Annotated in this window: 14 protein-coding genes; 4 read left to right on the top strand and 10 right to left on the bottom strand. The window is 31.6% G+C overall.

Annotation, left to right across the window (positions count from 1 at the left end; translation table 11 throughout):
- Window positions 1-27: 27 nt before the first annotated feature.
- The 7 genes from RTP99_RS05065 to catA all read right to left on the bottom strand — a co-directional run bounded on the left by RTP99_RS05065 (window position 28) and on the right by catA (window position 5,701).
- Entirely contained in the window at window positions 28-1,428 is a 1,401-nt protein-coding gene (locus RTP99_RS05065) for a protoporphyrinogen oxidase (RefSeq protein WP_000860375.1), read from the bottom strand.
- A 60-nt stretch (window positions 1,429-1,488) separates the two neighbouring features.
- Window positions 1,489-2,217, bottom strand: a complete 729-nt coding sequence (locus tag RTP99_RS05060; RefSeq protein ID WP_000600635.1) for an alpha/beta fold hydrolase — start codon at window positions 2,215-2,217, stop codon at window positions 1,489-1,491.
- A gap of 114 nt (window positions 2,218-2,331) precedes the next feature.
- Window positions 2,332-2,481: an aspartyl-phosphate phosphatase Spo0E family protein gene (locus RTP99_RS05055; protein WP_000424361.1), complete on the bottom strand. Its 150-nt coding sequence runs from the start codon at window positions 2,479-2,481 to the stop codon at window positions 2,332-2,334.
- A gap of 166 nt (window positions 2,482-2,647) precedes the next feature.
- Entirely contained in the window at window positions 2,648-3,160 is a 513-nt protein-coding gene (locus tag RTP99_RS05050) for a GNAT family N-acetyltransferase (protein WP_000153565.1), read from the bottom strand.
- 142 nt (window positions 3,161-3,302) lie between these two features.
- Window positions 3,303-4,229: a GNAT family N-acetyltransferase gene (locus RTP99_RS05045; RefSeq protein WP_000207432.1), complete on the bottom strand. Its 927-nt coding sequence runs from the start codon at window positions 4,227-4,229 to the stop codon at window positions 3,303-3,305.
- Window positions 4,230-4,284: 55 nt separating this feature from the next.
- Window positions 4,285-4,809, bottom strand: a complete 525-nt coding sequence (locus tag RTP99_RS05040; protein ID WP_000395071.1) for a GNAT family N-acetyltransferase — start codon at window positions 4,807-4,809, stop codon at window positions 4,285-4,287.
- A gap of 241 nt (window positions 4,810-5,050) precedes the next feature.
- A complete protein-coding gene (gene catA / locus RTP99_RS05035) occupies window positions 5,051-5,701 on the bottom strand; it encodes a type A chloramphenicol O-acetyltransferase (protein ID WP_000668545.1) in 651 nt (216 codons plus the stop codon).
- A 200-nt stretch (window positions 5,702-5,901) separates the two neighbouring features.
- Between catA and RTP99_RS05030 the strand changes: the two genes are divergently transcribed.
- Window positions 5,902-6,084, top strand: a complete 183-nt coding sequence (locus RTP99_RS05030; protein ID WP_001060704.1) for a DUF4021 domain-containing protein — start codon at window positions 5,902-5,904, stop codon at window positions 6,082-6,084.
- A gap of 43 nt (window positions 6,085-6,127) precedes the next feature.
- Here the strand turns inward: RTP99_RS05030 and RTP99_RS05025 are convergent, their stop codons facing one another.
- On the bottom strand, window positions 6,128-8,359 hold the full coding sequence (locus RTP99_RS05025) for an MMPL family transporter (RefSeq protein WP_000716608.1): 2,232 nt from the start codon (window positions 8,357-8,359) through the stop codon (window positions 6,128-6,130).
- A 115-nt stretch (window positions 8,360-8,474) separates the two neighbouring features.
- On the opposite strand from RTP99_RS05025, the gene RTP99_RS05020 reads away from it, so the two are divergent.
- Entirely contained in the window at window positions 8,475-9,098 is a 624-nt protein-coding gene (locus RTP99_RS05020) for a TetR/AcrR family transcriptional regulator (RefSeq protein WP_073569364.1), read from the top strand.
- A gap of 126 nt (window positions 9,099-9,224) precedes the next feature.
- On the opposite strand, the gene RTP99_RS05015 is transcribed toward RTP99_RS05020, so the two are convergent.
- Both RTP99_RS05015 and RTP99_RS05010 read right to left on the bottom strand, forming a co-directional pair.
- Complete coding sequence (locus RTP99_RS05015; RefSeq protein ID WP_000401486.1) at window positions 9,225-9,878, bottom strand: MBL fold metallo-hydrolase; 654 nt, start codon at window positions 9,876-9,878, stop codon at window positions 9,225-9,227.
- 66 nt (window positions 9,879-9,944) lie between these two features.
- Entirely contained in the window at window positions 9,945-10,352 is a 408-nt protein-coding gene (locus RTP99_RS05010; RefSeq protein WP_000431728.1) for a GNAT family N-acetyltransferase, read from the bottom strand.
- A gap of 544 nt (window positions 10,353-10,896) precedes the next feature.
- Between RTP99_RS05010 and RTP99_RS05005 the strand changes: the two genes are divergently transcribed.
- Window positions 10,897-11,337 (top strand): MarR family winged helix-turn-helix transcriptional regulator, encoded by a 441-nt coding sequence (locus tag RTP99_RS05005; RefSeq protein WP_000192926.1) that lies wholly within the window; start codon window positions 10,897-10,899, stop codon window positions 11,335-11,337.
- 33 nt (window positions 11,338-11,370) lie between these two features.
- Complete coding sequence (locus tag RTP99_RS05000; protein WP_000237910.1) at window positions 11,371-12,192, top strand: class I SAM-dependent methyltransferase; 822 nt, start codon at window positions 11,371-11,373, stop codon at window positions 12,190-12,192.
- Window positions 12,193-12,455 lie beyond the last annotated feature (263 nt).

Below are 12,455 nucleotides of genomic sequence, written 5' to 3'. Positions count from 1 at the left end.
AGGGACATTTTATTTATATATGCTATATTAATTTGTCGGTTCATTTAATGTTGCAATTATCTTATTTGCAGTGTTCTTTCCATTTCCAATACACGCACCAATGCCGACACCGTAATATGAGGCACCCGCTAAGTATACATTAGGATATAGATCCTTCATTTTTTCTTGTAATGTTTGAACTGCTTGATTATGTTCTAAATGATATTTCGGCATTAAATCTTTCCATTTTGTCACTTCAACTACTTCTGGTTCACCTTTAATTCTGAGACTTTTTTCAATATCATATAAAGCGACTCGTACTAGTTCTTCTTCATTATAATTTTTAATCGTTTCATATACTGGCTTAGTGCTCTTATAAAACATTCTCACTAATAGCTTTTGGTTTCCAGATGTATGTTTCCACTTCCGACTTGTCCATGTACAAGCATCACAATGTAAATCACTGTTTTCTGTTACGATAAATCCTGTGCCGTCCGCTGGTAATTGTTCATCTAGTATATCAAATCCTAAGTAAATACTTATAAGTGATGAATTTTTAAATGTATGAAACTGCTCGTTTAACTCATTAGACTGTAATAAAGTTTCTGCGATATCATGCGGAGCTGCTAAAACAACATAATCAGCTTGGATTGATTCTTGATTTGCAAAGGAGACTTCATAGCGATTACCTTGTTTACTTACAGCTGTCGTTACAACACCCTTCTTAACAACCGTCTCAGTCAGCACTTCTTCTAAACGATCAATAATCGTAGATAATCCACCTTTAAATGATACGAACTTTTTATTTCCTGCTGATTGAAACTGTTTTTTATTCTCTTCAAAACCTTTAATAATACTTCCATATTTATTTTTATAATCCAGTAAATACGGTAGTGTAGACGCCATAGTAAGCTCATTCAATTTTCCGGAATATACACCTGAAAGCACCGGAGCAATTTGTCTTTCTACTAACTCTTTCCCTAAAAAGCTTTCTAAAAATACAGCAAGAGAAGTATCCTTCGTAAACTCTTTATTTTTCGTTATGAAATCTTTTAAAGCAACAATTTTCCCTTTCGTTGATACTAGCGTACTGCTAAACAACGACTGGACACTCATCGGTATCCCAAATATAGTATCAGAAGGAATTGGATGTAAAGTATTATCAGAATATATGTAAGAAATACCCGTTTCGTTATACACCATTTCTTCTTCTAAATTTAAATCCTTTATAAGCGGCATGACATGTTCATTACGAGCAACGATAGAATCTGCTCCGGATTCCATAATAAAATCCTTTTCTTCTACACTATGGATTTTCCCACCTAAGTACTCTTCTTTTTCTACAAGGATTAAATTTAAATCTATATTATAATCCTTTTTTAATTTTTCTAAATAAAACATAGTAGAAAGTCCTGTTATACCTCCACCGATGACAACAACTGTTTTCATATGTATTGCGCTCCTAACCGATACAATTAATAATTCCTTTATTATTATACCCAAAAGTCCTTATATTCGACTAGCAACTTGCGCGTTCTGTAAGAAATTAGACAATATATTCGAATAAATTTTTGGTTGATCATTATGCACTAAATGACCAGCAAACGGAATAACGGCAATATGAATATTTTTGTTTAATTGTTTGAACGTTGTTGCAGCTGTAACTTCATCTTCTGAATCTCCCCCAACAATACAAAGTGTAGGTATTTGAAGATTCGCTACATCACCAGTTTCATCGAAAGGATACCAATCTTTAACTTGCCACGATTCAAGCAATGTTTTCCAATCACTTTTTTCATGAATTTGATTCATATAAGTTACGACTTCTTCATTTCCCATCAATTGCTGGTGACACTTCGCTTCATACTCCAGAGACTCTTCCCAATTATCCCTCTTAACCGGAAATATACCTGAAAAAGTTAATGTTCTCACTTTCTCTGGATACTTTTTTGCAAATAATAAAGCGACTAATCCTCCTAGTGAAACACCAGCTATATGACATCTATCAATTTGTAGATGCTCTAACGTATCATATAAATCCTTTGCAGAACGTATGAAATAATCCTCCAATGCTCCTCCTGATCTTCCATGCCCTCTTAAATCAGGGCGAATGACTTGATAATTTTGTTCTCGAAAAAATGCTACCTGCTCTTCATATTCTACTAAACCTGTCATACCACCAGAGTGTAAAAGTATAATTGGTTCTCCTTCACCTGAAATGTGTGTATGTAATATCATATATTCCCCTCCAACAAAACAGAATATTCCATCTATTATTAGTATATAGAATATACATCTGAATTTCCAAATAAAAAAGAACTATAACATTTTCACATCATGTCATAGTTCTTCCTATTTTAAAAACATAAAGTAATTAATTAATTTGTCTATTTCTTGACTTAATGCCAATACTTTTTCATGTTGAATTCCGTAATCTGATACTAAATATAAAAGTTCTTCTTTCTTTATTTCAATTACTTTTTCCAATTTCACTAATTCCATGTCGTTTTACTTCTCTCTCCAATACTAAAATGTATGTATTTTAGTATAGCCTATTTACATAATTAGTAAAAGTAAAACACGTATGTAAAATCTTACAAATATAAAAACAATATACTATAACAAAGAATTTTTCAAAAAAGCATGACATTATACTGTCATGCTTTCACTATGCATTATGTACGATTAAACCGTCAGGTCTAAAACGACTCATCATAATTTCATTAATAAACTTTCCGTGAGCTTTCAAATTCCCTATCTTTACTCCCTCTTCTACAAATCCGAATTTTTCATATAAAGATTTCGCTTTCGGATTCGTTTCTAAAACACCTAGTTCTACTCTCTCTAGCATTAACCAATTATCAGCCAAATCAAGCATTTTTGTAAGAAGAGCTTTTCCAATGCCTTTATTATGATATTCACTATCCACCCCGATAAACAAGTCACCCGAATGAGATCTACGTCCTGGACTTTGGGTTAATCCAACAAATCCTACAACTTCCCCATCATACTCTGCAACAAATTCAAATTGATTTGAAGCTAAATTTCGAATTCTATTTTCCATCGCATCTACACGCATGCTAGGTAAGAAAACCATATAAGGTAAAACGTCATCTTGTATGCATATACGGTGAATCGCTCTAGCATCTTGTATTTCTACCGCTCTTACTTTGATCGTCATATTTTCTTCCCTCCATATTCATAACAATACATATTTCTATCCTCCTGCATGAAACCCCTTCTCTTCTTTATTTCTTTATATTATTTTTACATAATTATTTCAGTATAACATTAGATTCGCGAGCAACTTATCTACATTACGGTTAACTTTTTACTTTATTATATAACGCAAGCAGTTTTTCAATTGGAATACCATTTATTTTCATACCGGTTATATCACAATTTTCTATGTCCATATTTTTTAGATTACTATTACTTATCGTACTACCTTCTAAATCACATCTATTAAATGAAATAGGATCTTTATCTTCTCCGAGACTTGTATCTTTAAATTGAACTCCACCTAAAGTCACAAAATTAAATTTACTACCAGAAAGATTTAAATCTGCATATGAAGAATTTCTAAAATTTATATTTCTAAAATTTGATTGTCTCACATTACAATTACTCATCTTCATATTCATCATATTGCTACCAACAAAGGAACTGTTTTTTAAATTCACTTGATAATACTCTGTATTTGCTAGATTACAGTTTTCGTATTGGCTATTTTTCATATCTTTATTTTTTATTAGGTTCTCTTCAGCTGACTCTACAGTGATTCTTTTTACATAACAATACTCATCTTCAGACTTAAAAATAGTTTCATAGCCCATCTTTTTATAAAAATGATGATTATTAAGTTGTCTACTAGATGTTTCGAGATCCCAAATCCTTATGCTCGGATATTCCTCTTCTATTAATTTAATTACATATGACCCAATTCCTTTTCCTTGATAAACAGGCTCTACAAAAATACGATCAATTCGGCCATATGATTTACCTGAGATCGTAACTATAATTCCCCCGATTATTTTTCCATCCATTATCACTTTGTAACAATCCAATTCTTCGATTGAATATCTCATCATTTCTACTGAAGAATACCCTGGTGGTTGGATGTTATAGTCAATAACATCACCTTGACCACATAACCATCGTTTTTCTTCTTCATCAAATGTTCTTGTCATTATTTCTGTTAACTTTTCTGCATCTAAAATTGTAGCTTTTTCTATAAATATTGTTGTCATTTTTGCTTTCCCCTTTATTATTACAAGATAATAACCTTTGCGAACAAAATAATTATCAATTCACTTTTGTTTTTAATGTTTTTCCCATTATTATATATGGAACATCATTTTTACTTGGATGGAATGGCTCCAATATATTTACCCACTCTAATCTTTCATATAACGAACGCGCTTTTTCATTATTTATTTGCGTTGTTAAAACACTCGTTCTATTTGAAATCCTTTTTAGTAATTCATTATGTAATTTTGTTCCAAGACCTTCATTTTGATATTGTGGATGAACTGCTAACTCTACAAATTCAAAACAATCTTGTAACCACTCTTCTACTTGCTCTAGATTCAACGCTTCTCTCATTAATTGATTATAGTACTGTCCTTCTAATGAGCGATAACCATAAGTAAAACCAACCACTTCATTTTCATCATTTATTGCTACTATACCTTTAAAATCTGTATATTCTACATGTCTTTTCATTCGCTCAATTATTTCATTGAAATTTGTTTTCTCAAATGCTTTACAATATAACTGTGCCATATTATTGATTAAAACCTCATCATTTTCAATACGTAAAAATTCCATTCTACTTTCCCCTCCTATTAAAACCGATAAATCATTCAACTTTTATATTTATTTAAAAATAAAGAAAATTCAAACTATTAATCTCTCTTCTATTAAACTACGAATACATCTATATTTTCCACCAAAAAAATAATATACATGTATAAAAAGAAAAACATCTGTAAAATATACAGATGCTCTTCTTTTTATTTTCTACTTTATCTATTAAATATCAAAACTTATTCTCATTAAAAAATAAAAATTACTTAAGCCATTTGTTACAATTACTAATTAGTTGCTGTAAATCCTCTAGGAATCGACTCGCATGATACCCATCACAAACCGAATGATGTACTTGCAATGAAACTGGTAACATAACCTTATTCTCTTCGTTAAAATATTTCCCACAAGTTATAATCGGTAATAGAAAATCACCCTCATTATTAATATTTAGATTAAATCCAGTAAAACTAGCCCAAGGTATGCTAGAAATCGGAAAAACATTGGGAGGAATGTTTTCTTTCGTGAAGAGACCATGAACATTAGTATACAACCTCATATCCTCTTGATAGTTTCTATAGAAAATGTGAAAATCACTAGAATAATCCGTCCATATACTTGAAAAAGATTTATCATCTTTATGGAAGATTGTATAACTTGGGATCATTTCCTCCCAATATCCTAAAGCTCCTTCCTCATTAAAAGATGTTCGAAATTCTTTATGATTATTTACTACTTTAGAAATTAAGTATATAAAAACGGGATAAAATTTTATTCCCTTTTGATGTAATTCCTTTAATAACCTTGTGATATCAACATGCACAGTCATACTAAATGTACATTTCAACTTTAGATAATGTTCAAAATACTGCTTTCTATTCCATTTTTCTCTGTCAATTACATGAAACTTCATTTTAATAGCCTCCTAAAATTTTCTTTTTATTTTAGAAGGCTAATTTCCTTGCTTTCACCATAATTGTTCACTCCTAACAGTTTACATTTCACACTAATTGTTTATTTAATTATATAACATCTATAAGAATCCATTCACATATTTATGGAAACCTATCCACATACTATAAATAAATCAAATGAAATTTGGAGGATTCATACATGAATAACAAAAATGTAAATAAAAAAGAAAATGTTACCGAAAACGCTACACCTATTCAAAATAATAATACTGCAAATCTTAATATCGAAGAACAAGCAATGAACGGCTTATATGGAATGCCAGAAACTGCTATTGAAGATGCTGATCATACTACATCTGATGATTTAACTTCAAAAAATTAATTACATTGAAAAAAGCCCAGGAAAATATCCTTGGCTTTTTCAACTATGCATCCACTTTTTGTATCTCTTCACTCTTTCTCGAAAGTTTCCCTGGCCAAAAAGCAAAGCGACCTAAAACAACTGTAATTGCTGGTACAAGTAATGGTCTTACAATAAACGTATCTAGTAATACACCAATTGCAGTTACAATACCAAATTGAACAAGAACTTGAATTGGAAGTGTACCTAATACCGCAAAAGTTCCTGCTAAAATTAAACCTGCTGATGTAATGACACTACCTGTTTGTATAACCCCATTTTTTACTGCAGCCAAATGATTTTGTGTCTTTCTGTTTTTCCATATTTCTGAAACCATAAAGATATTATAATCTTCACCTAAAGCAACTAGAAATACAAATGCGTATAAAGGTATTGCGCCTTGAATGGCCGGTGCTCCCATACCGAAGTGAAGTAATATCCATCCTGCTCCTAATGCAGAGAAAAATGATAAAACAACTGTTACAATTAAATAAATCATCGCGACAATTGATCGTAAGTAAACAAGTAATAATAAAGCTATAATACTAATCATTACTGGAATAATAACCGCTTCATCACGTTCTGTAATTTGCTTTGTATCATATAATGAAGCTGTTTCTCCGCCAATCCATAGTTGATCTTCAGCTTTGGTAACCCCAGCATCTTTTAATACTTTTTCTACATGGATTTTCAATTTAGGGATTTGATCTAACGCTTCAATTGAGTATGGATTTTCAGCTAAAGAAACCTCATACATTTTAATTTGCTTATTTTCTTTCCCATCTTTTGGCTCTTTAACTGTTTTTACGAAAGAGAATTTCTCTAGTTCTTGTTTCATAGGAAGCTCTTTTCCTTTCGTATCAACAACAACTTTTACTGGCGCTAGTTCACCAGCTGAAAAATGATCACTAATTAACGTAAACCCTTCGCGTGAAGGCATATCCTTTGGAAACGATTCTAATAAATCATACGTGTATTGAATACGTGGTACAAATGATGCCAATCCACCTAATACAAATACAGTAAGCATAATGATTGTCCACGGTCTACGTACTACAACATCTCCAAGTTTTTTACTAAAGGCACCTTTTGATTTTTTAACTTTTACTACTTTCTTTTTCCTTCTTGCTAATTCCTCATTCATCGAAGTTGTTCTCGGTACAAACGGGAAGAATGCAGCTCTACCGAAAATTAATAATAACGCTGGTAAAATTGTTAAAGCAGCAATTCCCATTATGAATACAGCTACACTAAATGGCACTGCAAACCGATGAAAGGCACCATAATGAGCAAGTAATAATGTTCCTAATCCAAGTACAACAGTTAATGCACTCATTATTATTGCCCCGCCAGAAGCTTTAATTGCAAGTTGCAACGCCTTATATTTGCTTTCTTCTTCTAACAAGTACTCCCGATATCTCGAAATTAAAAATAAGCAATAGTCCGTTCCAGCACCAAACAATAACACTGTCATGATTGATATCGCTTGGGCATCGACTTTAATCCATCCGTGATCAGCTAAAAAACCGAGTGTAGGACTAATAATACCGTATGCAAAGCCAACAACAAGTAAAGGTAAAATTGCTAAAATTGGTGAACGGTATAGCAAAATTAATAGGACTAATACGAGTAATACAGTAGCAACTAATAATTTTACATCTGCTTGACTAAATAAACTAACTGCATCTGTTTGAATGCCTACTGGTCCAGATAATCGAACATGTAATCCAGAATCACTTATTTTTTGTTTAAATGGATCTACATCCACCTTACTATTCACTATCTTTCTTAAATCATCAAGATTTCCTTTTAATATATCTGTTCCAGCTGACTTGTTAAAGAATACTGGTGTAACAAATGATGTACCATCTTTTGATGCACTTTTTGATAATGCTTGTTCCGGGATTGTATCAAATGGTGGTAACGTTGATTGTTCCTTTAAAGGACTAGCTTTTAACTCTTTATAAACGTCTTGTATGAGTTTATAATCCTGCGACTGTAATCCACCATCTCTATACCATACTACTAATAAAGGATTCCCTGCATTATTCGGAAACTCTTTTTTCATAAGTGCTTCCGCTTGCTGCGACATAGCTGTTTCAGGTAAATTTTTCGGATTCGGTTCTTTCGTATTGTTTACTTGTGGTAACGTAAATGAAAGTACTAATGTAATAAAAATCCATACCGATAAAGTTATCCATTGTGTATGCTTCCCTGCTACAAACCTCCCTAACATATGTAACCGGTGCTTTTTCATAAAACCCACCTTCCTTTTCTCTTCCACTATTAATTATATATACTGGTCGGTTAATTAATCAAGAATGAATAAAAATTTGTGTTATAATTATCTTAACAATACATGTCAGGAGCGAATAGATTTGGAACAAAAACAACGTCCTCTTGGAAGGCCTCGTCAAAATAAAAATACAAAATCTACAAAAGAAACCATTTTGGAAGTGGCAACTCGGCTATTTCTTACTCAAAATTATCAAGTCGTTTCCATGGATGAAGTCGCAAAAGTTTGTGGTGTTACGAAAGCAACCGTCTACTATTACTATTCAACAAAAGCAGATTTATTTACTGCTACTATGATTCAAATGATGGTACGTATACGCGAGAATATGTTTCAAATCCTTTCTACAAATAAGACTTTAAAAGAAAGATTATTGGACTTTGCTAAAGTATACTTACACGCAACGATGGATATTGATATGAAGAATTTTATGAAAGATGCAAAACTATCTTTATCTGAAGAACAATTGAAACAATTAAAACATGCTGAAGACAACATGTATGAAGTATTAGAAAAAGCACTCGATAACGCGATGCAAATTGGAGAAATCCCAAAAGGGAACGCTAAGTTTGTGGCTCATGCATTCGTATCTTTATTATCAATTGGGAATTTTAAAGATGAGAATCACAATCCTATTCTTACAAATATAGATGAATTAGCACAAGAAATTGTTTCTTTTTATTGGAACGGATTAGGCCGTTAATATGAATAGATTCCATTTAATAAAAAAACATGTTTAAAAAATTCAAACATGTTTTTTTATTATTTATATACTCGTAATTAAATTATATTTTAGCACTATTTAACAAAAAAATTTCACTTCCTACCTTTACAACTTTTGAATTTGAATATTTATATTTCCCTTACTTAATCCACCATGATAACAAACTACAGATTCAATATCTAAATTTAAATACTTCTTCAAAGACTGCTGCGCTTCTTTAATATTTAAAGTTGTTGGGGCGTGAATTCCTCCTAACTTTCCATTCACACTATACAGCGAGTCTCCTGCAATAAGAGTTTTACTTTGTTTCAAATATAAACTAATATGCCCCGGAGTATGCCCTGGAGTATGTAGAATTAGTATCCCACCGCAATATGGAAGTTCTTGCCCGTCAATCACAGTATCACTTACTTTTCCACTTGGTGGACTCTTTATTTGTCCATCCTTCAATAAAGGAAACTCCCCTTCAATATATGGTTTATCTAGCTCGTGTGCATAAACTTTAATATCGCTTACACCTTTCTCCAATAATTCAGGAAGGCTACCTATATGATCTATATCCTGATGCGTTAAAATCACAACTTTTAGCTTATCAAAAGATACCCCAACTCTCTCCATCTCTACTTGAATATCTTCAAATTGTCCAGGGAAACCAGTATCTATTAAAACTGCCATTTCATCATCCCATAAAAGAATTGGGTGAATTATAAATTCTTGAAACTCAAGTTGTAACATTTCTACCCCTTTTGCAATCTCCATATAGCAACTCTCCTTTATCCTGAAGTGTGAAAATATGTACGAGTAAACTGGAAATATAAAGCTCTACTATCTTATAATATGTTTTTTCATTCCAACAGAAAATGCCTGAAACCCTATAGATTCATAATAAGATTGCAACTTTTCCACACACATAAGTTGAGGAATAACCTTGTTTTGTTCGCAGTGATGGATTAATCGTTCTACTATTTCTTTTCCAATACCAATGGACTGATACTCTGGCAATACACAAACACCACAAATAATGCCTGTTATTACACCATCTGATATAATACGCCCCATCCCTACTAGCTTCTTATCATCAAAAGCATATATCGCATACCAACTTTGTCTACACATTTGTTCCAATTCATCCACCGTTAATTTAAGAGAATTCCATCCTAAAGATTCGTATAAGGCTAATAATCCATTAAAATCTGTAGGATGTTCACTTGTGTAGCGTATACTATTTTCCATGTAAATACTCCCTATTCTATAGTTTGTTAATGTTCCATAAAATTCCCCTTATGAAAATTGCGATTGACGTGAAAATAACTAGAACAAACTTCAATAAGAAAGATAGAATTCCTTCTCAATATAAAATAAAAAGAAGTTATCTCACTAGAGATAACTTCCTTTATATAAGACTCTCATTATATTATTAACCAAAAATTATACAACTGCATACGATTAGCACAAACAAAACTAATAAACCATTTGAAAAATAACCCATAGAATACTACCCCTTTATTAAATTATGTAAAAGATTTTATCATAAAATGATTTACAACATAATAACTAAAAAAGACATTGAATTCATTAGTTATATGTATTTAGTAATATTTTGTTTCCGTTTATATTCTTCTCCCCTAAAAGCATCCCTTATGCTCTTTTATTTTAATTCATTTAGTTTCAAAAACGAATTATAGTAAAAAAACGTTTACTATTATTAATTGAAATGCTTGATTAACAATAAAAATAGTAATAAAATATTTACTAAATGCATAAAGGAAGTGAAACAATGACCCAAAATGAATTATTAAATGAATACATGAATTTATTATTAAATATGTCGGGTACTTTCAAATTACTATCGGAGAAATCCTCTGAATTTACACATTTAGAGCAACACGTAGTAGAGTATATCGCCCAGCAAAAGGTGCCTGTAAATTTAAAAATGATTGCTAGTTATTTAAACATACCTAAACAGCAATTAAGTGTAACAGTACGTAACTTAGAACAAAACGGATACATTGTAAGAAAGCAAGATACGGTAGACAAAAGAGCCATATTAATTTCTCTGACAGAAAAAGCTAAAAAAGTACATTATGAGAGATGGAAACAAATATATAATAATTTCACTCACAATCTTGAAAAACTAAGTGAAGAAGATCAGCGGGATTTAACTTACGGACTATATAAAACAAATACAATGCTCTCAAAAATGTTAAATAACAACTAAATATATTGTTTATTACTAAACGGAGGATGTTTCATGGTTAAAGAATTAGATTTACAATCCGTACAAGGTACGATGCTTATTCCACTATGGGGAAGGGCATATGGTAGTGAGAAAAATAAGAATATTTTAGATGATACAGAAGCAATTCGAATTATTAAAGAATTTGATTTTGACTTTTCAACAATAGAAAATACATTTGGCGAATACGGATGTATTACTTACATTACCCGTGCACGAAAAATTGACGATACGATAAAACAATTCATAACAAAACACCCTAATGCTACTATAGTAAATATCGGTTCCGGACTAGACACTACTTTTTCTAGAATTGATAATGGAACGATACATTGGTATAATCTAGATTTGCCCGATGCCATTTCCTTTCGCAAAACTTTAATTGAAGATACATCGAGGAATACTAGTATAGCTAAATCATTTTTTGATACTTCTTGGTTTGACGATATAAAATATGATCCAAATGACGGTATTCTGTTCATATCAGCAGGCGTGTTTTATTACTTTAAAGAAGAAGATTTAAAAAAGATTGTAGTCGCTATGTCAAAACGTTTTCCTGGAGGCGAGTTATACTTTGACGCTGAATCAAAATTTGCCCTAAATCTTTCAAATGCTACAGTAAAAAAATCTGGTAATAATGGCGCTCTAATGTATTTTTATATAAATAATCCAAAGACATTAGAAAAATGGTCTCCAAACATAAAAGTATTAAGCTGCTCCCCTTTCTTTAAAAATATACCTACAAATAAAGGTTGGGATGGAAGTACGCGTATAATGATACGAATTGTAAACTTAATAAAGATGTTGAAGTTTGTTCATTTGCGGTTTGAGAAGTAACATATTAATACCTTATATAGTCGACTCCCCCACTTAGTACCTCTTAACGAGCTTAATTGAGTGGGCGCTTTTCTTAGTTCAAAGTTCCTTATAACTACCAACGAATTTGTCATAGAAAGGCTGAGCTAATTTTCTTTGTAACATGTTCCGCGAACTTCATCGCTTCTAACTAAAATATCTTTGCATTATGGTACACACACATACACCACTACTCCTTACTTTTTATTGTACAAAAACTAGAAGGCTTCCCTCTCTTTTCATTC

This window comes from Bacillus sp. (in: firmicutes), assembly GCF_031983925.1.
GTDB lineage: Bacteria > Bacillota > Bacilli > Bacillales > Bacillaceae_G > Bacillus_A > Bacillus_A pacificus.
This window is presented reverse-complemented; position numbering and strand designations above follow the sequence as displayed.